Genomic DNA, 20,880 nt, shown 5'->3' with positions numbered 1-20,880 from the left:
TAACAAGTTATAGTGATTTTTGCTTATAACTTGTTAGAACTAAATACACGAGAGAACCTGGATGGATCCCTATACCAACCCTTTCTCCCCGGGCGCAGGTTCTCGACCTCCCCAACTCGCCGGTCGCCTAGGAATTCTTGAGGACGCTAAAATTGCGTTGGGGCGTGTTGCGCAAGGGAAGTCTGCCCAATCGCAAATCCTCTTGGGTCTTCGGGGTACCGGGAAGACCGTTCTTTTGAACGAAATCGAGCGCTATGCTGAAGAGAAAAACTATCTGACTTCATTTATAGAAGCACCTGAGGACAAAACGCTTACAGAGATGCTTTATCCGCAGATGCGACAGGCGCTCAGAAAGATGTCGGTGGTTGAATCCGCGCGTTCTTTGGCCAACAAGGCATTGTCGGGGTTAAGAAATTTCGCATCTGTCTTTAAAGTGAAAATCGGTGAGGTGGACATTGGTGTTGAGCCAACGCCAGGGGTTGCAGACAGCGGAAACCTGGAGTTCGACTTAACAGAAATGTTTGTGCTCATTGGCGAGGCGGCGAAGGCGTCTGGTCGTGGGTGGGCGCTGCTTATAGACGAAGTGCAATATTTGAAAAAAGAAGAGCTGGCCGCGATTATCGTGGCAGTGCATCGCGTGGGTCAAAAAGGCCTTCCACTTGTCGTCGTGGCAGCTGGACTGCCTCAAATAGCGAAATTGTCTGGCGACGCTAAGTCTTATGCCGAGCGCTTGTTTTCCTATCCAGCGGTAGGTGCCTTGAACAAAGAGGCTGCGGAAGATGCATTGGTAAATCCGATTCAGAACGAGGGTGCAGAAATTGATCCAGAGGCTCTAGAGGAAATAATTGCCAGGACGTCTGGATACCCGTTTTTTATTCAAGAGTGGGGGCATCATTCTTGGAATGTAGCGGAGGGTCGTAGGATATCTTTTCAGGACGTTGAAATAGCCACATCCCGAGCTCTTGCTCGTCTGGATGAGGGTTTCTTTCGCGTGAGGATGGACCGACTTACCAATGCCGAGATCGACTACGTTCACGCAATGGCCGCTTTGGGTCGTGGACCGTATAAATCTACAGATGTGGCGAAACAGCTTGAAAAGGCCCCGTCTGCTTTGGGGCCATGTCGCGCAAGCATCATCAAAAAAGGTATGATCTACAGCCCCAACTATGGTGAGGTCGAGTTCACAGTGCCGTTGTTTGATGATTTTCTGCGTCGAAATAGGTGATTTAAAACCGCCCAACAAAAAACCCCGCCGGCTTCACCGGCGGGGTTTTTCACGTTCGTTTGTCGGTGACGCCTACTCGTTCTCATCCATGCTCGGCACGGCCACAGCGTGGAAGCCGGCATCGACATGCAGCGTTTCGCCCGTGCAGGAGAAGCCGAGATCGGAGAGGAGGTAGAGGGCGGCACCGGCGACGCCTTCCATCTTCGTGTCCTGCTTCATCATCGACCATTCGCGGCCGGTTTTCATCAGGGATTTGCCGCCGGAAATGCCGGCCATGGCCAGGGTGCGCATCGGGCCGGCGGACAGCGCGTTGACGCGGATGTCCTGCGGACCGAGATCGCGGGCCATGTAACGCGTGGAGGCTTCCAGCGCGGCCTTGGCGACACCCATGACATTGTAGGACGGCACGACGCGCTCGGAGCCCAGATAGGTCAGCGTGATCATGGATCCGCCATTCGGCATGAGATGGGAGGCGCGCTTGCCCGCATCCACGAAGGAGAAGGCGGAGATTTCCATCGCCCGGCGCCAGCCCTCGCGGGTGGTGTTCTCGGTGAAGGAACCGACCAGCTCGTCCTTGCCGGCAAAGGCAATGGCGTGGACCAGGAAGTCGATCGTGCCCCACTTGTCTTCCAGCGCCTTGAAACAGGCATCCATGGACTCGTCATTGGTGACGTCGGCCTGAACCATGAAGGGTTCGCAGGGCAGGCTTTCCACCAGCGGCTTCACCCGGCGTTCCAGCGCTTCGTCCTGGTAGGAGAAGGCGATCTCGGCGCCCTGGGCGGCCAATTGCTGGGCAATGCCCCAGGCAATCGAGTTCTTGTTGGCGACGCCCATGACAAGACCGCGCTTGCCCTTCATCAGCTCGCCGGCCGGGAAAACAGTATCGCTCATCGTGACATCCCCTCTTGGATCAGATGCGATCTTAGACTTTTTCGAACACCACGGTGCCGTTCGTGCCGCCGAAGCCGAACGAGTTCGACATGGCGGTCTTGAGATCGGCCTCGCGGGTTTCGGTGACAATCGGCAGGTTCAGCGCCGCGATGTCCGGGTCCATTTCGAACACGTTGATCGACGGAGCGACAAAGCCGTGCTTCATCATCAAAAGCGTGTAGACGGCCTCGTGCACGCCGGCTGCGCCGAGCGAGTGGCCCGTCATCGACTTGGTGCCGGAGATCATCGGCGCATTGTCGCCGAAGACTTCCTTGACCGCTTCCATCTCCTTGATGTCGCCCACCGGCGTCGCCGTGGCGTGCGGGTTGAGATAGTCGATCGGGTTTTTGACCGTTTCCATCGCCAGCTTCATCGAGCGCACGGCCCCCTCGCCGGACGGCGCGACCATGTCATAGCCGTCCGAGGTGGCGCCATAGCCGGTGATCTCGGCGATGATATTGGCGCCGCGCGCCTTGGCCCGCTCGTATTCTTCCAGGATGACGACGCCCGCACCGGCTCCGCCGACGAAACCGTCACGGTCCTTGTCGAAGGCGCGCGAAGCCTGTTCCGGCGTGTCGTTATACTTGGTGGACATGGCGCCCATCGCGTCGAACAGATTGGAGAGGCCCCAGTGGATCTCCTCGCAACCGCCGGCGAACATCACGTCCTGCTTGCCCCACTGGATCTGCTCGGCAGCGGCGCCGATGCAGTGCAGGGAGGTCGTGCAGGCGGAGGTGATGGAATAGTTCACGCCCAGGATCTTGAACGGCGTGGCCAGCGTGGCCGAAGCCGTCGAGCTCATCGCCTTGGGCACGGCAAACGGACCGATGCGGCGCGGACCCTTGTCGCGGGTGATGTCCGCGGCCTGGATGATCGTGCCGGCCGACGGACCGCCCGAACCCATGATGATGCCCGTGCGCGGATGGGAGATATCGCTCTCCTCCAGGCCGGCATCGGCGATGGCCTGTTCCATGGCCATATAGTTCCAGCCGGCACCTTCCGACATGAAGCGGTAGACCCGCTTGTCGACATGCTCGGCCGGATCGATGGTCGGCTTGCCGCCGACATGGCATTTGAAATTGTGCTCGACGAAGCTGTCCATGCGGCCAATGCCGCTCTTGCCGTCTTTGAGCGAGCGCGTGACTTCCTCGGCATTATTGCCGATCGGGGAAATCACGCCGAGGCCGGTGATGACTACACGACGCATTGGGGGTCTCCTCGGAAGGGTCAGGCCATTTCGCCGGGCTTGAACAAGCCGACGCGCAGATCCTTGGCGGTATATATGGTTTTTCCGTCCGCTTCGACACGTCCGTCGCCGATTGCCATGATCAGGCGGCGCTGGATGACGCGTTTCAGGTCGATGACATAGCGGACCAGTTTCGTATCCGGCGTGATCTGGCCGGTGAATTTCACTTCGCCGACGCCCAGGGCACGGCCCTTGCCGGGATTGCCCTTCCAGCACAGAAAGAAGCCGACGAGCTGCCACATGGCATCCAGGCCGAGGCAGCCCGGCATCACCGGATCACCCTTGAAGTGGCAATCGAAGAACCAGAGGTCCTTATTGATGTCCAGTTCGGCCACGATCTGGCCCTTGCCGTATTCACCCGTCTCGTCATCGATATGGAGAATACGGTCCATCATCAGCATGGGCGGTGCGGGGAGCTGGGCGTTTTCAGGCCCCCACATCTTGCCTTCGCTGGAAGCAATCAATTCGTCGTAATTGAAGGAACTCTGGCGGTCAGTCATATGGCCGGTCGGTTGCGCCGCAAAAGCACGGCACGGGCCGGCTCCGGGCTGGTCACGAAAACCCGGCTGCCAAGGCTGTCCGGGTGGGGTTAGGGCAGAGCGGTATCATGCGCGCGAGAGGCGCTCAAGGCGGGGTTGCCGTCACCGCCGGCCGTGCCGGCCTCGTCGGTGCCGCGTTCATCCGGATAGACCCCCCACAGGGTCTGGGTCCGGACCCAGCCGCGATAGCCCTGGGCCTCGACCCGGCACCAGCCGGTCCGGCAGCGTTCCAGCGCCAGGACCACGCCGGGTTCGGCAATGGCCTCCACCGGCGATTCGGCGTTGTCGCGGGCATGCAGGGGCGTGTCGTCCAGCGTGTAGACCGAGCGTCGTCCGGACAGGATGGAGCGGTGCATCCAGGTCACTTCGCCGCCCGGATCGCGCACCCGGCGCCAGTCCGGGGTTTCCGCGATCACCTCCATGGGCAGGCCGGCCTGGACATAGCGCCAGGCAATCGGATGCGAGGAGGATGGGCCGGAGCGGCCATTGGCGACATCGACCTTGAGTGACACGAAACGCGGTACCTGCTGGCCGGACGGCGTATCCGGCGCATCATCCTGGGCCTGGACCGAAACCGGCAGAACAAGGGCGAGCAAGAGGACGAGAAAACCGCGCATGGTGACAGACTCCTTCACCCCGCTTTCTCACCCCCGCGGGGTGAATAGGCCGTAAAGAAAACCGCTCTCGCGCAAGCGTGATGGTGAAATCCGCGAACACCCTCCTATATGTATCGGGACCGGCCCGTGCCGGTCCCAGTTTTTCAGGGAGGGGAAATCATGAGTTTTCGTCTGGCAATCACCAGTGTCGCCGCGCTTCTGACGGCGGGTATCCCGGCCGGTCTGGCAACCGGCGCCGCCCAGGCCCAGCAAGAGGCCCCGGAGGTCACGTCCACGGATCTGGGCGATGGGCTCTACATGCTCTCCACCGGCATGGCGGGCAATCTGGCCCTGCTGACCGGTGAGGACGGGGCCGTCATGGTCGATGACCAATTGCCTAATACCGGTGCGCTGATCGAAGGCGCCGTGGTCGAGATCGCCGGTGAGAGCGCGCCGCGTTTCATCGTCAATACGCACTGGCATGGCGACCATACCGGCGGCAATGCGCATTTCGCCGAACAGGGGTCCACCATTGCGGCCCATCACAATATCCGCCGCCGTCTGGACGAAGCCGATCAGGAATGGGCCCAGAACCCCGCCATCCTGCCCATCATCACGTTCGGCCAGGACCTGACCTTCCACATGAATGGCCAGACGGTTGAAGTCGTTCACGTGCCCAATGCCCACACGGATGGCGATGCTTTCGTCTATTTCCGCGAGGCGGATGTGCTGCACATGGGCGATGTCATGTTCTCCGGCCTCTTCCCCTATATCGACCTGTCGGCCGGCGGCTCCGTGGACGGTTATATTGCTGCCATGGAACAGGCGCTTGCCATGGTCGGTGACGACACCCGCATCATTCCGGGCCACGGCCCGCTCTCCACGCCGGCCGAGCTGGAAGCCTCCATCGCCATGGTGCGTGAGGCCTCCTTCCGCGTCCGCACTCTCGTCGAGGGCGGCGCCGATCTGGAGGCGCTGCGTGAAGCGGAGCCGCTGGCCGACCTGCATGATGACTGGAATTGGGGCTTCATCACCACCGACCGCTTCGTGCAGACGCTCTATAATGACGCCGTCGGCAATGCCTATTCCTACGAATAGGTAAGTCTTTAAGCGGGCTCGTGAATTTCCTGACCGGGATTTAAGTCTGCGATCAGTTTCCGGTGAGGCGGACGGCCCTATTGTCCAGGCCATGGTCTCACCGGAAAACCCCCCGACCGGACCGGAGCGTTCCAAACCGCCCGTCCCCTCCTTCCGCCGCCAGCTCGGCTTTTCAGCCGGGCTCGGCGCGGGCCTCGCCCTCTGGCTCATCATCGGCCTGGCCACCGGCAGCGCCATCCTTGGCTTCGTCTTCGGACTGGTGCCGGGCGTGGTGATCGGTGTCGGCCTGAAATGGACGGCCTGGCGCTGACAGTCTGCGACTTGGCGTTGCAGGGGATTGATCCGGCTGGCTATCCTGCCCCGGTGGGGGTGCGTCATGCTTCGTTTTGTGTGTCTTGTTTGGGGACTGGCCTGTGTCTGGGCCGGACCGGGTTGGGCCTGGCAGGCCGAGATGGCCGAGCTTCCGCCTGCTGCAGACACTTCAACGGAAGAAGCGGCCGCCACAGAGCCGGGGCCTGGCGAGGCCTTTCTGGATGCCTGGCTGCAGGATCAGCCCTATTCCCTGCCATCCCTGTCGCCCAATGGCCGATACATCACCTATTTCGAGGAAAGCGGTGAGGGTGAGGATCGCCGGGTCCGGCTGATCGTGCGCGATCTCGACGCGCCGCCCGAAACCGCCTTCAGGGCCCGCAGCTTCGGTGATCTCCATCCACTCTGGCATTCCTGGGCGAGCGATGACCGCTTGTTGGTCGCCGTCGCCTTCGGCATCGAAAACCGCTACGGCCAGGAATTCCTCGGCGGCATGCCCCTGTTTTCGCGGGTCGTTTCGGTTGACCGGGAGCTGACGGAAGAGGGTGTCGCCCTGTTCGGGTCGGACTCCCGACGCATTGCCCGGTCCAATTGGAGCCTGCTCGATGTGGTCGATTATCTGCCGGATGACCCGGACCATATTCTCATGGCGGCCCATCGGGGCAATGCCCTGCATCTCTGGCGCGTCAATCTTCTGACCGGTGATGCAGAAGTCGAGGAGCGTGGCAATCACACGACCCGGGCCTGGTTCACCCAGGACGGTGTCGCCGTCATGCGGTTCGAAACCTATCGGTCCGGACGCCGGATCCGTATCCGCGCGCGCAGCGATGCGGAGGATGACTGGGATACGGTGCTGACCATGCGCCGTCGCGACCTCGAGGAGCGGGAAGAGGAATTCGTCTGGGCCGGGCAGGGCGGCCGGCCGGGTGAAATCCTGGTTCTGGCCCGTCCGGACGGGCACAATTTCACGGGCATCCACCGCTACGATTTGGAAACCGGTGTGTTCACGCAGAGCATTGCGGAGCGCGAGGATTACGATATCGCCGACTCCCTGATCGATCCGCAATCGGGCGAGTATCGCGGCTACGCCTATGTCGGCGAGCGGATGCAGTATGACATTGTCGACCCGCTTCTGCGTCGCCATTACGAGGCGCTGACGGCCTTTTTCGGGGACCAGATCGAGCTCTTCCCGGTCGATTCCGGCGGCTCCCGCCTCCTGCTCCGGGCTGATGGTCCGGTCGAGCGTGCCTCCGTCTATATCTATGATGCCGACCAGCAGACCGTGGACCCGGTCTTTTCCATGGTGCCCGCCCTTCAGGGCTTTCCGCTGCAGCCGATGGCCGCCTATCCGGTGCAGGCCCGGGACGGGCTGACCATTCCCGGTTTCATCACCTGGCCCGCCAGCGGGGCCGGGCCGGAGACGCCTCTCGTCGTGTATCCGCACGGCGGACCGGAAGCGCGTGATCGCATCGCCTTCGATCCGATGGTCCAGTATCTCGCCAGCCTGGGTTATGCGGTCTATCAGCCCAATTTCCGCGGCTCGACCGGTTATGGCCACGCCTTCATGACCGCCGGTCATGGCCAGTGGGGGATGGCCATGCAGGATGACATCGCGGACGGTGTCCGGGCCTTGATCGCGGCCGGTGAAGTCGACCCTGAGCGCGTCTGTCTTCTGGGTTTCAGCTATGGCGGCTATGCGGCGCTGTCCGGTGTCATTCGCGATCCCGATCTCTACCAGTGCGCCTTTGCCGGAAGCGGGGTCTATGACCTGCCCGATTTCCTGGACTTCAAGTCCGATGATGACGGGCTCAGCGAATACTGGACGGAACTCATGGGGGATCCGGACGACCCCGCAGTCCTGGCCCGACTGGAGGCGGCGTCGCCGCGCCGTCAAGCGGCCCGGGTCAGCGTTCCGGTCCTACTCTACCATGGTGAGAATGACCGGACGGCCTCCGTGGACCAGGCGCGGAACATGTCCCTGGCTCTTGAGGAGGCGGGCATCGCCCACACCTATATCGAGGAAGAGGGCGTCGGCCATAACTGGTCCAACAATGGCGACACCACGCGGCGCCTCTTGTTGAACATCCGTGATTTTCTCGCCGATGCCATGGATGGCCGGGTCGACAGTTTCGTCCCGTTGGAACCGGAAAAGCCGGAGGGTACAGAGCCGCTGGACGAGTCGGATCGGCCCGACGAGGACTAGCCGCCGCAGACCGGGCAGGCCGGGTCTTTCGCCAGTTTCACGGTGCGGCTGTCCAGGCCCAGCGCGTCGAGCAGAAAGATGCGACCGTCCAGCGCCTCACCGGCCTCGCAGATATGCTTGATCGCTTCCAGCGCCATCAGGGAGCCGATCACGCCGGTCAGGGCGCCGACAATGCCGACCCGGGCACAGGTTTCCGCATCCGGCGGTACTTCGGGCACCCAGCAGCGATAGCAGGGCGCGTCCGGTGAGGCGTTGAACAGGGCGACCTGACCGTCCCAGCGGCCCACCGCCCCGGAGATCAGCGGGATGCCCAGCGCCCGGCAGGCGGCATTGACCGCAAAGCGCGTCTCGAAATTGTCGCAGCCATCCAGCACCAGGTCGGCGCCCTCGATCAGGGCCTGGGCATTGTTCTCGTCAAGCGCTGCCGTCACGGCGGTGACGGCCGTGCCCGGATTGAGCGCGGCCAGGGCCTTCGCCCCGGTTTCGGCCTTGGGCGCGCCCACATCGGCCGTCCTGAACAGGATCTGGCGCTGCAGATTGTCCAGACTGACCGTATCGGGGTCGATCAGGGTGAGGCGTCCGATCCCCGCAGCGGCCAGGTAAAGCGCCGCCGGCGCGCCCAGCCCGCCCGCGCCGATCAGCACGGCATGCGCCCGGCCCAGGGCTTGCTGGCCCGGCCCGCCAATTTCGCGCAGCACGATGTGGCGCGCGAAACGTTCGATATCGATCTCATCGCTCATGTCTGACAGGTGCGCCATCTCGCGGTGTGGTTCAAGCGCCGGGATGGGGTCTGTACAGCGCGAGGGAGCGTGATAGCGTGTTCGTGATCCGCCGGTGGGGGCACAGGAGATCAGCATGATCAGATCAGCCGCGCTCGCGCTTCTGATGGCTACCGGATTGATGGCGTGCAGCACCCCGACACAGACCGCCCGTCCCCTCCCGGCCTATATCGGCATGGACCGGGGCGAGCTTGAAGACGAGCTGGGCAATACGGCCCGCGAGACCGTTGACGCGGACGGACGCACAATCCTCACCTACATCGTCGATCTGGGCGAGCCGGCCGAACAGCGCGCGGCGCTGTCCCGCGCCCCGTCCTATTGCACCCAGGCGACCCCGAGCACCGGGGATCATGACCGCCGGCATTATGACCGCTGTGCCCGGCCGGAACCCGATCCGGTCCGGCCCAACCCGTCGGCTTTCATCTGCCCGGTCAGTTTCACGCTCGAGAATGACGAAGTGATCGAGGCGGAAGTGGATGGCCGCGACTGCCGCCGCAATTCGGACCGCAACAGCGTTCGGGACCTGTTCGACCGGCGGCATCGCACACCGCATGTCGATGCGGGGCCCGGCTAGGCTTTTGCCGCAAACAGGGCCAGTTTGACGCCATGACCAGCGTCTCCCAGCTTGCCGCCGCGCGGCCCTCCCTGTCCGACCATCAGGAACGCCTGCTGGACTGGCTGGCGACAGCGCGTCCGAATGTCTTCATCACCGGGCGGGCCGGGACCGGCAAGACCACGCTGATGCGGGAATTCCTGCGCCGGGCGGGCAATCGGGCGGCCGTCATCGCGCCGACCGGCGTGGCGGCGATGCAGGCGGGTGGCCAGACCATCCACTCCTTTTTTCACTTCCCGCCGCGCATGATCGGCGCGCGGGATATCCGCAAAGTGCGTCACCGCCGTGTCGTGCAGGCACTGGAAACTCTGGTGATCGACGAGATTTCCATGGTGCGTGCCGACATGATGTGGGCGATCGACCAATCCCTGCGTCTCAACCGGGAACGCAATGAGCCCTTTGGCGGGGTCCAGATCGTGCTCGTGGGCGATCTCGCCCAGTTGCCGCCCGTCGTGCAGGGGGCAGAGGCGGAATATCTCGAGGCGACCTATGGCGGGCCCTTCTTCTTCCACCCGCCCAGCTTCCGCGATGCCGGTTTCTCCTTTGTCGAGCTGGAGCAGGTTTTCCGCCAGACGGACGAGTATTTCATCAACATCCTCAATGCCGTCCGCGACGCCAATCTCAATAATGACGAGGCCGCCGACCTCAATGAGCGCGTCACCGGCCGCTCCGGTCTGGAGGCCTCTCTCACCCATGTCGTGCTGACCGCCACGAATGAAGCCGCCTGGCGGATCAACCAGGCGCGTCTGGACGGCTTGCGAACGCCCAGCCGGTCCTTTGAGGCCAAGGTGGAGGGTCAGTTCGATCCGCGTCTTTTCCCGGGCGAGGAGCCGCTGACCCTCAAGATCGGAGCACGGGTCATGCTGACTCGCAATGATCCCCAGGGCCGCTGGGTCAATGGCACGCTGGGGGAGGTGGAAGGCTTTGACGAAAAGGCTGTCCGCGTTCGCATCGGCGACACGACCCATGCCGTGGAAGCCCAGAAATGGGAACGCAATGCCTATGCCTTCGATCCGGAAAAACAGGCCCTGACCAAGACCACGGCCGGCTCTTTCACCCAGTATCCGCTGCGGCTGGCCTGGGCGATGACGATCCACAAGGCCCAGGGCCTCACCTTGGACAAGGTCTATCTCGACCTGGCCCGCCGCCTCTTCGCCCACGGCCAGGCCTATGTCGCCCTGTCCCGCGCCCGCTCCCTGGAAGGCCTCGAACTCTCCCGGCCCCTCACACCCGGCGATATCATCGCCGACCCGCGCATTTTCGATGTGAAAGCCTTCTGCGATCCCGCGCCGGCGAGCGTGGAGGCCTAGGGGGAAGGTTTCTTCCTCATTTAATGGGGAAGTGGGCCGATGCGCAGCATCGGGTCGAAGGGGCGGCGCGAAGCGCCGGAAATCCGGCTTCTCCGGCCCCTCCGCCCGGCATGTGCCGGGCACCTCCCCATGACATGGGGAGGAAAGGCCTCACTCCCCGGGGAAAGTCCGCATCATTTCCGACCGGATATCCGCGACCTGCCGCGCGAAATGGCGGCGCAGGCGCTGCTGGTCATACGCGCTGGAGTCATGGTCCGCGAACGCCTGGTCCAGGAAGGCCTTGGCGCGCGCTTCCAGCACATCCAGCCGCGCCTCGCTGCCGTCAAAAGTGGTGCTGAAACAGCGTCCGACCAGATGATCCACATCGGATTCGGTCAGGGGCAGGCGCGGCGGTGGTCCGGGGTCGGTCTTGATGCCGTCCTGATGCGGTTTCGGGTCCGGTTTGATATGATCGGCATAGTGTTCCAGTCGCGCGTCGAGCGCGTTGCGGACCCTTTCCCGTGCCCCTCTGTCCAGGTCATCCCGCCCCGAGAGCGCCTTGGTCAGGCGGCGATGGGCCAGCTGCCAGGCAAAGTCCGGATTGGCGGGCGACGTCTCGCACGCCTCTCGCGCGATCGCATCAATGTCCGGAAATCCGGCCATGACCTATTCGGTATCAAACAGGGCCGTCGACAGGTAACGCTCTGCAAAGCTTGCCAGAATAACGACGATCGTCTTGCCCGCCATGTCATCGCGCTGGCCGACGTCCAGCGCCGCCTTGAGCGCTGCGCCGGAGGAAATCCCGCCCGGCACGCCTTCCAGCTTGGCGGCTTCGCGGGCCAGGGCGAAGGCGTCCTCATTGGACACGGTGACGATCTCGTCGATCAGTCCGGTGTCGAGGATATCCGGCACGAAACCCGCGCCAATGCCTTGAATTTTATGAGGGGCCGGATTGCCGCCGGAGAGGACAGGGCTGTCCGTCGGCTCCACCGCCACGACATGGAAACCGGGCTTTTTCGCCTTGAGCACCTGACCACACCCGGTCAGCGTGCCACCCGTCCCCACACCGGAGATCAGCACATCGGCTTCACCGGCCGTGTCATGCCAGATTTCCAGCGCGGTGGTGTCACGGTGGATCGCGGGATTGGCCGGGTTGGAAAACTGGCTCGGCATCACCGCACTGGGCGTTTGCGCAATGATTTCCTCGGCTTTGGCGATGGCGCCTTTCATCCCCTTGGGGGCTTCGGTGAGGACAAGTTCAGCGCCCAGATGGGCCAGCAGTTTGCGGCGCTCGATCGACATGCTTTCCGGCATGGTCAGGATGAGGCGGTGTCCCCGGGCCGCGGCAACAAAGGCCAGGGCGATGCCGGTATTGCCCGAGGTCGGCTCCACCATGACGCTGCCTTCGCCCAGTTTCCCGGCCGCTTCCAGCGCATCGATCATCGCCACGCCGATCCGGTCCTTCACCGAGGCCAGCGGGTTGAAGAATTCCAGCTTGGCCAGGATGCGAGCCTTGGAGCCATGCGCCTCCGCCAGCTTTTTCAGCTCGACAAGCGGTGTGTTTCCAACGGTTTGCTCGATTGAGCTATAGATGCGGCCGCGGCCGGTCGTGTCGGTCATGATGGGGTCTCCCGTTTGGGCAGAGTTTAGATCACAGGCGGTCGAAAGCCATGCCGGATGAAATTACTTCGTCCCCGTCGATCCGAATCCGCCCGCGCCCCGCTCGGTCTCGTCGAGGCTGTCCGCGACCTCCCAGACCGCCTGGGTGACCGGGGCGATGATCATCTGGGCGATCCGGTCGCCGCGCTGGACGGTGAATTCGGTCTGGCCGTGATTGATCAGATTGACCCGGATCTCGCCGCGATAATCGGCATCCACCGTGCCCGGCGTGTTGACGCAGGAAATCCCGTGCTTGGCGGCCAGACCGGAACGGGGTCGCACCTGGGCCTCATAGCCGGCAGGCAGGGCAATCGCGATGCCGACCGGGATCAGCCGCCATTCGCCCGGCGGGATGGAGACCGGCTCATCGTCCGGCACAGCCGCGCGCAAATCCATGCCGGCCGATTGCGGCGTCTCATAGGCCGGCAGGGCCAGGCCTTCATAATGCGGCAGGGGCAGGATTTTCACGGCGACGGTCATGGCAGGCTTTCCTCGGTCAGAATCGGCTGCGACTATAGGGGCAGGCCCGCCCCTGTCGGGCAAGCGTGGGACGGGTTTTCCTCACGGTCTTCCACAGGTCTGCGGCGTGCCGTGTGGATAAGTGTGGATGGCTGTGGGGAAGTCTCAGAGCGCAGCGGCAATCTGACGGGCCAGCGCGTCGGCAACGGCCTGTTTCGGCATGCGTTCCCAGACCTCGACCTTGTCCTCCATGACCAGGAGGACCGCGTTTTCCGCGCCGCCCATCACATCACCGGACACATCATTGGCCACGATCCAGTCACAGCCCTTGCGCACCCGCTTGGCCTTGGCCAGGGCTTCCACATCATGGGTTTCGGCCGCAAAGCCGATCACCAGTCCGGGCCGGTCTTCGTCGAGATGGGAAATCGTCTTCAGGATGTCCGGGTTTTCCGTCAGGGCAAGGCTGGTGAACTCGCCCTTGTCCAGTTTCAGCTTCTTGTCCGCCGCTTCGGCCGGTCGCCAGTCCGCCACGGCGGCCACGGCGATGAAGACATCCGTCGGCAGGGCCTTTTCGACCGCCGCCAGCATTTCCAGCGCGGTCTCCACATGCACCGTCTCCAGCCCGTCCGGATCGGCCAGGGCCGTCGGGCCGGCGACCAGGGTGACCTTCGCGCCCAGGGCGGCACAGGCCTTTGCGATCGCATAACCCTGCTGGCCGGAAGAATGGTTGGAGATGAAGCGGACCGGATCGATCGGCTCACGCGTCGGTCCCGCCGTGATCAGGACATGGCGTCCTTTGAGCGTGTCAGCCACGGATCAGGCCTTCAATCGCATCGGCAATCGCGACCGGTTCGGCCATGCGTCCGGGGCCGAATTCGCCACAGGCCATCTCGCCCTCATCCGGCCCGACAAAATGCACACCATCGCCCTTGAGGGTCGCCAGATTGCGCCGCGTGGCCGGGTGCTCCCACATGCGCACATTCATCGCCGGCGCCATCAGGACCGGCTTGTCCGTCGCCAGAAGTGTGGTGGAGGCCAGATCACCGGCCAGACCATTGGCGGCCTTGGCCATCAGATCGGCCGTCACCGGCGCGACCACGACCAGATCGGCCGAGCGGGAGAGTTCGATGTGGCCCATCTCGGCTTCACCGGTGAGGTCGAAGAGCTCGCTGTAGATCCTGTCGCCGGACAGGGCGGACAGGCTCAGCGGTGTCACGAATTCCGCCCCCGAGCGCGTCAGGATGCAGCGGCTCGCAATGCCGCGCTTCTTCAGCTCGCGGATGAGTTCGAGGCTCTTATAGGCGGCGATACCACCGCCGACGATCAGGAGGATGCGCGGTTCGGACAAGGACAGGCTCCCGGATTGACGCGCAAGAGGTAGCCGGTTTGTCGCGATTTCCCAAGCGTTGGAAACGTCTTCGGGATCAGGTTCCCGTGAGCAGGTGCTGGATTTTCACCGCGTCATGGTCCAGCGCTTCGCGCTTTTCCATCTTGTGGCTGAAGAAGGCCCCCACGGTCAGCTCCATGTCGTAGAGCGTGATCCGGGTCAGGGCGACCAGGTCCTCGGGCGAGAATTTGCGCCGGTCCTCGGCGGCCAGCTCGATGATCCGGGTGAGCATGTTGGTATAGGCCGCCGTATAGACATGGGAATGGTATTCCAGCTTGGAATGCCGCTCGCCCATCTGGTCGGTGGCTTCGTAATACGCGTCGTCGAACCGGCAGGAGAAGAGGCGGTCGCAATGCGCGATCATGCCGGCCCGCAGATAGGTGATGTTCTCGGAAATCTCGAAATAGTGGGCGACTTCCGGATTGCCGACGAGATGATCGAACACGCCTTCCAGGGCCCGTTCGGCATACTTCATCAGCCGCGGCTTGAGATGCCGGACCCGGTCCATCGTGTCTTCGTCGAGACGAAAGAATTCACGTTGGATCGACCGTTGCTCTTCAGTGATGGGGTTCAACCTTGCCATGGAAGAAAGGGAACCACACCTTTGTTTAGGGAGTGTATATGCAAACGTTCAAATTCTACCCGAAAGTGTAGACGAGCAGTCCGCCCAGAAGGGCTGCACCGCCCAGCCAGGCGAGGCGCAGGGCCCAGGGCCGGATTTTCGGGCCACCGCCCAGTTTCAGCTCGCCTGCTTTCAGCTTGGTGGCAATGTCCGACCAGTCCTCGATCGCGTTCGGCAGCAGGCGCAGTGCGTCGTGCAGGCGGACCAGGTCCTCGCCCAGATCGCGGATCCGGCCTTCCGGACCCAGTTCGCGCCGCATCCAGCGTTCCACGATGGGCGCAGCGGCACCCCACATGTCATGCTGCGGATCAAGCTGACGGGCCACGCCCTCGCACTGGACCATGGTCTTCTGCAACATCACCAGTTCCGGACGCAGGCGCATGTCGAACAGGTCCGTGATCTCGAACAATTGCAGCAGTACGCGCGACATGGGGACTTCATCGGCCTTCTTGCCGAAGATCGGTTCGCCCACCGCACGCAGGGCGCTGGCAAAATCATCCACCGAGTGGTGGGCGGGCACATAGCCGGCGGCGAAATGGGCGCGGGCGGCAGCCTGGTAGTCGCGGGTCAGGAAGCCGTGAAGGATCAGCGCCAGGAAGCGGCGCTCGGCCCGGCCGATCCGGCCCATGATCCCGAAATCCACCGCCCAGACATCGCCCGTTTCGTCGGCGAACAGGTTTCCGCCATGCATGTCGGCATGGAAGACGCCCCGGTCCAGCGCCGTCGCCAGGAAGGCGCGGGTCAGCTTGGTCGCCAGGGCCGCCCGGTCCAGCCCGCTGGCGGCCATGCGATCCGTGTCCGACAGCGGAATGGCATCGATCCATTGTGTCGTCAGCACCTGTTTGGACGAGCGCTCCCAGTCCACGGTCGGGATGCGATAGCCCTCCGCGACGGCGGCGGCCTCTGCCAGTTCCGACGCCGCTGCCGCTTCCAGGCGCAGATCGGTCTCGACCGTCAGCGAACGGGAGACCGTCTCGACGAATTTCTTCGGCTCGAGGCGTTTGCTGGCCGGGAAAAAGCGTTCGGCCAGGGCGGCCCCGAGGGAGAGGGTGCGGATGTCGCGCGCAATGCGTTTCTCGATGTCCGGACGCAGAATTTTCACGGCGACATCGCGTCCGTCCGGCGTGCGCGCCTTGTGGACCTGGGCGATGGATGCCGCGGCCACGGGCGGGCCCAGCTCGGCGAAAAGCCTGTCAGCCTCTGCCCCGAATTCGGCCTTCAGCACGGCGCGAGCCTTTTCATCGCCAAAGGCGGGCATCTTGTCCTGCAGGCGCGCCAGGCCGCGGGCAAATCGCTCGCCGACCACATCGCTGCGCGTGGCCAGGATCTGGCCGAACTTCACATAGGACGGACCCATGCGCTCCAGCGCCCGGGCCAGGCGTTCCCCCGGATTCTCCGCCTGATCCTTGCGGGCAAACAGGCGCAGCGTCGCACCCAGCAGCCGGGCCGGGGCCGGATAGACGGACTGGTACTCGGCCGGCAGCACCGCATCATGGCGCGCCAGCGTCAGAACAGCCCGCACGAGGCGGAAGAAGGAGGCGAGGCTTGAAAACATCCTGGCCGGTTTAGTGCCCCGCAACGCGCTTGGCGAGCGTGGCGTGAAGTCGCGCCGGTCGGATCATGGACGGGTTCAGGCCCAGCCTGTGTGCAGGGCGGCGATCCCGCCGGAGAAATTGGTGAAGCTGACCCGCTTGAAACCGGCCTCGCGCAGCTCCTCGGCAAAGCTCTCCTGGTCCGGGAAGCGGCGGATGGATTCCACCAGGTATTGATAGCTGTCGCGATCCTTCGCCACCCATTCGCCCAAGGTCGGCATCACATTGAAGGACCAGGCATCATAAACCTTTTCCCAGGCACGGCTGGTCGGGCGGGTGAATTCCAGGCACAGGAAGCGGCCGCCCGGCTTCAGCACGCGGCGCATGTCCTTCAGCGCTGCGATCCGGTCCGTGACATTGCGGATCCCGGTCGAGATCGTCACGCAATGGGCGGAGCGGTCCTTCAGGGGCAGGCATTCCGCATTGCCGGTCACCCAGCTGATACGTCCGGCCTGGGCTTCGCTGACACCGCGCTTCACGCCGGCGCGCAGCATCTGCTCATTGATGTCCAGAACGACAGCCTCGGCCTTGCGGTTGTCGCCGCGGCGCTCGCCGACGCGGTCGGCCTTGTTCAGGAAGCTGCGGGCCAGATCCCCCGTGCCGCCCGCCACGTCGATCAGGCGTTCACCCGGCTGCGGATTGGCACGCGTGATGACCATGTCCTTCCAGACGCGGTGGACGCCCACCGACATCAGGTCATTCATCAGGTCATAGCGCCGGGCCGAGCGGTCGAACACGCCGCGGACGAGCCCGGCCTTTTCGGACCGGTCCACATCGGCAAAGCCGAAGGACACCGTATCTTGCGTTGAAGTATCGCTCATGACGGGGACCATAGACCCAGCCCGCCCCGGCGAAAAGCGGCCGGGGCGGTTGATAGTGTCGCAGCATCGTCCGGGGCTGGCTTTCGGCGGGGACGCTACCTATCAGTAGGGTTCCGGTTGTTGTCCATCACAAGGGTCCGCGATCTCATGCCTGAACTTCCCGAAGTCGAAACTGTGCGTCGCGGATTGGTTCCGGCCATTGAAGGGCGCCGGATCGAGGCGGTTGTGCTGAACCGGCCGGACCTGCGCTTTCCGTTTCCCGAGCGCTTTGCGGAACGGCTGACCGGGCGCCGGGTCGAGCGGCTCGACCGGCGGGCCAAATACCTTCTCATCCGGCTGGATGACGGAACCAGCCTGCTGTCGCATCTGGGCATGTCCGGTCGCTATTCGATCGAAGCGGAGGCCGGTATCCGCCAGCCGGGCGATTTCGTGCATGCCGAACCGGCCAATCCCCGGCATGACCATGTCGTGCTCTCGGTCGAGGGCGGGGTGACTGTGCGCTATAATGATCCGCGCCGCTTCGGCTTCATGACCCTCTACGCAACCCAAGAGGAGGCGGCGCAGCCCTTCCTGGCCGGCCTTGGTCCCGAACCCAATTCCAACGCCTTTTCGGCCGCCTATCTGGATGAGGCACTGGCCGGACGCCGGACGCCGATCAAGTCCGCCCTGCTGGACCAGCGCATCGTCGCCGGCCTGGGCAATATCTATGTCTGTGAGGCGCTCTACCGCGCCGGCATATCCCCGCGCCGCCAGGCCGCCAGCATTCCTGGCAAGCGGGCCGCGCGCCTGGCGCCCGAAGTGCGGTCCGTGATCGACGAGGCCATCGCCTCCGGCGGATCAACCCTGAAGGACTTCGCCGCTGCGGATGGGGCCTTGGGGTATTTCCAGCACCGGTTCCGGACCTATGGCCGCGAAGGCGAGGCCTGTCTGACGCCCGGCTGTAACAGCCGCATCCAGCGGATCGTCCAGTCGGCCCGGTCCACATTTTTCTGTCCGACCTGCCAGCGCTGAGGCCGGTTGACCGGAAAGGGGGACAGGCAGCGGCCCGTTCCCCGCACTGTTTCGCCATGATCCCGTCTACAAATCCTGTCAGACATCACGGCCACCAATGGAGTTTTGTGACCATGCGTTTTGCTTCCACCCTTCGCCGCGCCGCCAGCGGCCTGGCCCTGTTCGCCGGTTTGATGAGCGTCACCCTGCCGGCCCAGGCCCAGCAGGACGTCGACTATTCCCAGGTCGAGGCCTCACCGGCGCTCTGGCATCTCGGAGACGCGGATTCCGACATCTACATTTTCGGGACCTTCCACATCCTGCCGGGCGATCTGGACTGGCAGTCCGACGCGGTCACGACCGCCTTTGCGGTCTCTGACATCCTGATGCTGGAAGCCGATGTGCATTCGCCGGAAGCGCAGCAGACCATGCAGGCCCTGATCCCGCAGCTTGCCTTCAATCCGCCGGGCGTCACCCTGACCTCCATGCTGGATGAAGAGGGGCGGACCCTTCTGGCGGAGATCGCGCCGCGCCTCGGGGCCTCCGTGGCGTCGCTGGAGCCCATGCGCCCCTGGTTTGCCCAGATCGTGCTGACGCTCGGCCAGATGCAGCAGATGGGGTTCGATCCCAATGCCGGCGTGGAGATGGCGCTCCTCGCGCAGCGCCCGGAGGGCATGGCGATGGACTATTTCGAAACGGCCGAAGAACAGCTCGGTTTCATGGCCGGACTATCGGATGACGTCCAGGCCGCCGGGCTGGTGGAAGGCCTGCGGGAAATGGAGCGCCTGCCTGAAGAGATCGACAATATGGTGCTCGCCTGGGCCGAAGGGGACATGGAGACCGTCAACACCCTCTTCCTGGAGCAAATGCGCGATGAAGCGCCGGAGGTCTATGAGGCCATCATCGTTCGCCGCAATCATAACTGGGTACCGCAGATCATCGAGCGGCTCGAAGGCGAAGGTGCCTATTTCATTGCGGTCGGGGCCGGTCATCTTCCGGGCGAAGAAGGGGTTATCGCCCTGCTCCGCGATCAGGGGTACACGGTGGAGCGCCAATAGCGCACCCTGGCCCGGGTGACTCTCGTTGGCCCCCGGTATCGACGCTGGGGGCCGGCTGGGTTATAGCGGCGCCGTTTTTCCCGCGCGGGGGATGCCGCGCCGTCACATGGAGTGCCGAATGGCCTACAAGACGATACAGGTGAAGACCGAAGGGCGTGTGGGTGTCATCACCCTCAATCGTCCCGAAGCACTCAATGCGCTGTGCGACGAGCTCACCACGGAACTGTCGGCCGCCCTGGCCGGCTTCGAACAGGATGACGGCATTGGCTGTGTCGTCCTGACCGGTTCGAAGAAGGCCTTTGCTGCCGGGGCCGACATCAAGGAATTGCAGGCCCGCGACCAGGTCAGCCTTCTCATGAACGATCCGTTCGCGAAGACCTGGGAATCCGTGGCCCGTTTCCGCAAGCCGATCATTGCGGCCGTTTCCGGCTATGCGCTGGGCGGTGGCTGCGAAATCGCCATGATGTGCGATTTCATCATTGCTTCCCAGACCGCCAAGTTCGGTCAGCCGGAAATCAATCTCGGTGTCATGCCGGGTGCTGGTGGCACGCAGCGTCTGCCGCGGGCTGTCTCCAAGGCGAAGGCCATGGATCTGTGCCTCACGGGCCGGATGATGGATGCCGAGGAAGCCGAGCGGGCCGGACTCGTGTCGCGTGTCGTCCCGGCCGAGGACCTGATGGATGTGGTGATGGAAGCGGCCGAGACGGTCGCCGCCAAGTCGCTGCCGGTGGCGATGATGACCAAGGAGACCATCAACCGGTCCTTTGAAGTGGGGCTGACCGAGGGTATCCTGTTCGAGCGTCGCGTCTTCCAGTCGCAATTCTCGCTTGAAGACCAGACCGAAGGCATGGCGGCGTTCGCGGAAAAGCGGGCGGCGCATTTCAAGCACCGCTAGGGCAGGGTGCCATTGAGCGGTTGACGGCCCGGCCCCAAGGGCCTATACGCCGCCGCTCACGGATTTCACCGGGTCATTTCGCGGCCCGGCACGACGAAGAGGTTAGGATCGATGGCCAACACCAACTCGGCCAAGAAAATGGTTCGCAAGATTGCGCGTCGCACGGCCGTCAACAAGGCTCGCCGCTCGCGCGTGCGGACCTTTGTGAAGAAGGTCGAACTGGCGATCGAGTCCGGCGACCAGGCTGCTGCCAAGACCGCTCTGGTCCAGGCGGAATCGGAACTGATGCGCGCTGTGTCCAACGGCGTCGTTCACAAGAACACCGGCTCGCGCAAGGTTTCGCGCCTGTCGGCCCGCGTGAAGGCGATGGCGTCCTAAGCCACCTTTTACGACCGATTATCAAATGCGCCCGGGGCACACGCCTCGGGCGTATTTTTTTGTCCGGACGTTGGATGGCGACCGGTTCAATTTGCGAAATTCCGGTCATGTGAGGAATTTTTTTAATCCTCATACGGAGGGGTTGCCAAAGCCGGCTTTCGGTGATCCGCGCGCCAGAAATGGGGACGTTTT

The 20,880-nt window shown here is 63.5% G+C and carries 21 protein-coding genes and 1 pseudogene; 10 read left to right on the top strand and 12 right to left on the bottom strand.

Going from position 1 to position 20,880, the window contains the following annotated elements; all coding sequences use genetic code 11:
- Positions 1-61: 61 nt before the first annotated feature.
- Entirely contained in the window at positions 62-1,225 is a 1,164-nt protein-coding gene (locus FCS99_RS03510; RefSeq protein ID WP_138510641.1) for an ATP-binding protein, read from the top strand.
- Positions 1,226-1,297: 72 nt separating this feature from the next.
- Here the strand turns inward: FCS99_RS03510 and FCS99_RS03505 are convergent, their stop codons facing one another.
- The 4 genes from FCS99_RS03505 to FCS99_RS03490 form a co-directional block, all read right to left on the bottom strand.
- The gene (locus FCS99_RS03505) at positions 1,298-2,116 is read right to left on the bottom strand and encodes an enoyl-ACP reductase FabI (protein ID WP_138510639.1); all 819 of its coding nucleotides are present in this window, start codon (positions 2,114-2,116) and stop codon (positions 1,298-1,300) included.
- 31 nt (positions 2,117-2,147) lie between these two features.
- On the bottom strand, positions 2,148-3,362 hold the full coding sequence (gene fabB, locus FCS99_RS03500; RefSeq protein ID WP_138510636.1) for a beta-ketoacyl-ACP synthase I: 1,215 nt from the start codon (positions 3,360-3,362) through the stop codon (positions 2,148-2,150).
- 20 nt (positions 3,363-3,382) lie between these two features.
- Entirely contained in the window at positions 3,383-3,901 is a 519-nt protein-coding gene (gene fabA, locus FCS99_RS03495; RefSeq protein ID WP_138510634.1) for a bifunctional 3-hydroxydecanoyl-ACP dehydratase/trans-2-decenoyl-ACP isomerase, read from the bottom strand.
- 89 nt (positions 3,902-3,990) lie between these two features.
- Positions 3,991-4,557, bottom strand: a complete 567-nt coding sequence (locus FCS99_RS03490; protein WP_138510632.1) for an SH3 domain-containing protein — start codon at positions 4,555-4,557, stop codon at positions 3,991-3,993.
- A gap of 159 nt (positions 4,558-4,716) precedes the next feature.
- Between FCS99_RS03490 and FCS99_RS03485 the strand changes: the two genes are divergently transcribed.
- The 3 genes from FCS99_RS03485 to FCS99_RS03475 all read left to right on the top strand — a co-directional run bounded on the left by FCS99_RS03485 (position 4,717) and on the right by FCS99_RS03475 (position 8,146).
- Complete coding sequence (locus FCS99_RS03485) at positions 4,717-5,634, top strand: MBL fold metallo-hydrolase (RefSeq protein ID WP_138510630.1); 918 nt, start codon at positions 4,717-4,719, stop codon at positions 5,632-5,634.
- Positions 5,635-5,725: 91 nt separating this feature from the next.
- Entirely contained in the window at positions 5,726-5,944 is a 219-nt protein-coding gene (locus tag FCS99_RS03480) for a hypothetical protein (RefSeq protein ID WP_138510628.1), read from the top strand.
- A gap of 66 nt (positions 5,945-6,010) precedes the next feature.
- A complete protein-coding gene (locus FCS99_RS03475) occupies positions 6,011-8,146 on the top strand; it encodes an alpha/beta hydrolase family protein (protein ID WP_138510626.1) in 2,136 nt (711 codons plus the stop codon).
- Here the strand turns inward: FCS99_RS03475 and FCS99_RS03470 are convergent.
- On the bottom strand, positions 8,143-8,886 hold the full coding sequence (locus tag FCS99_RS03470) for a HesA/MoeB/ThiF family protein (RefSeq protein WP_138510624.1): 744 nt from the start codon (positions 8,884-8,886) through the stop codon (positions 8,143-8,145). The two genes, FCS99_RS03475 and FCS99_RS03470, sit on opposite strands and share 4 nt — an antisense overlap.
- 115 nt (positions 8,887-9,001) lie before the next feature.
- Here FCS99_RS03470 and FCS99_RS03465 point away from each other — a divergent pair, with 115 nt between their 5' ends.
- Both FCS99_RS03465 and FCS99_RS16350 read left to right on the top strand, forming a co-directional pair.
- Positions 9,002-9,499 carry a hypothetical protein gene (locus tag FCS99_RS03465; protein WP_138510622.1) on the top strand — a complete coding sequence of 166 codons (498 nt, stop codon included), beginning with the start codon at positions 9,002-9,004 and terminating at the stop codon, positions 9,497-9,499.
- 32 nt (positions 9,500-9,531) lie between these two features.
- Positions 9,532-10,848, top strand: coding sequence for an ATP-dependent DNA helicase (locus FCS99_RS16350; protein ID WP_138510620.1), 1,317 nt, complete (start codon positions 9,532-9,534; stop codon positions 10,846-10,848).
- 150 nt (positions 10,849-10,998) lie between these two features.
- On the opposite strand, the gene FCS99_RS03455 is transcribed toward FCS99_RS16350, so the two are convergent.
- The 7 genes and pseudogenes from FCS99_RS03455 to FCS99_RS03425 all read right to left on the bottom strand — a co-directional run bounded on the left by FCS99_RS03455 (position 10,999) and on the right by FCS99_RS03425 (position 17,367).
- Entirely contained in the window at positions 10,999-11,490 is a 492-nt protein-coding gene (locus FCS99_RS03455; protein ID WP_138510618.1) for a hypothetical protein, read from the bottom strand.
- Between the two features lie 3 nt (positions 11,491-11,493).
- Complete coding sequence (gene cysK / locus FCS99_RS03450) at positions 11,494-12,447, bottom strand: cysteine synthase A (protein WP_138510616.1); 954 nt, start codon at positions 12,445-12,447, stop codon at positions 11,494-11,496.
- A 63-nt stretch (positions 12,448-12,510) separates the two neighbouring features.
- Positions 12,511-12,966, bottom strand: coding sequence for a dUTP diphosphatase (gene dut, locus FCS99_RS03445; protein WP_138510614.1), 456 nt, complete (start codon positions 12,964-12,966; stop codon positions 12,511-12,513).
- A 144-nt stretch (positions 12,967-13,110) separates the two neighbouring features.
- A pseudogene (gene coaBC / locus FCS99_RS16380) lies at positions 13,111-14,293 on the bottom strand (bifunctional phosphopantothenoylcysteine decarboxylase/phosphopantothenate--cysteine ligase CoaBC).
- A gap of 76 nt (positions 14,294-14,369) precedes the next feature.
- Positions 14,370-14,915: a protoglobin domain-containing protein gene (locus tag FCS99_RS03435; protein ID WP_138510612.1), complete on the bottom strand. Its 546-nt coding sequence runs from the start codon at positions 14,913-14,915 to the stop codon at positions 14,370-14,372.
- Positions 14,916-14,970: 55 nt separating this feature from the next.
- Positions 14,971-16,509, bottom strand: coding sequence for a 2-polyprenylphenol 6-hydroxylase (gene ubiB / locus FCS99_RS03430; RefSeq protein ID WP_138510610.1), 1,539 nt, complete (start codon positions 16,507-16,509; stop codon positions 14,971-14,973).
- Positions 16,510-16,584: 75 nt separating this feature from the next.
- The gene (locus FCS99_RS03425) at positions 16,585-17,367 is read right to left on the bottom strand and encodes a class I SAM-dependent methyltransferase (protein ID WP_138510608.1); all 783 of its coding nucleotides are present in this window, start codon (positions 17,365-17,367) and stop codon (positions 16,585-16,587) included.
- Positions 17,368-17,514: 147 nt separating this feature from the next.
- Here FCS99_RS03425 and mutM point away from each other — a divergent pair, with 147 nt between their 5' ends.
- From mutM to rpsT, 4 genes are all read left to right on the top strand, one after another.
- The gene (mutM, locus tag FCS99_RS03420; protein ID WP_138510606.1) at positions 17,515-18,378 is read left to right on the top strand and encodes a bifunctional DNA-formamidopyrimidine glycosylase/DNA-(apurinic or apyrimidinic site) lyase; all 864 of its coding nucleotides are present in this window, start codon (positions 17,515-17,517) and stop codon (positions 18,376-18,378) included.
- Between the two features lie 113 nt (positions 18,379-18,491).
- Positions 18,492-19,415 carry a TraB/GumN family protein gene (locus FCS99_RS03415; protein ID WP_171036224.1) on the top strand — a complete coding sequence of 308 codons (924 nt, stop codon included), beginning with the start codon at positions 18,492-18,494 and terminating at the stop codon, positions 19,413-19,415.
- Between the two features lie 118 nt (positions 19,416-19,533).
- Positions 19,534-20,310, top strand: coding sequence for an enoyl-CoA hydratase (locus tag FCS99_RS03410; protein ID WP_138510602.1), 777 nt, complete (start codon positions 19,534-19,536; stop codon positions 20,308-20,310).
- 111 nt (positions 20,311-20,421) lie between these two features.
- Positions 20,422-20,688 carry a 30S ribosomal protein S20 gene (gene rpsT / locus FCS99_RS03405; protein ID WP_138510600.1) on the top strand — a complete coding sequence of 89 codons (267 nt, stop codon included), beginning with the start codon at positions 20,422-20,424 and terminating at the stop codon, positions 20,686-20,688.
- Positions 20,689-20,880 lie beyond the last annotated feature (192 nt).

The organism is Maricaulis alexandrii, from assembly GCF_005871165.1.
GTDB classification, from domain to species: Bacteria; Pseudomonadota; Alphaproteobacteria; order Caulobacterales; family Maricaulaceae; genus Maricaulis; species Maricaulis alexandrii.
Note: the sequence above shows the minus strand (reverse complement) of the source record. Positions and strands in the feature narration are given on the sequence as shown.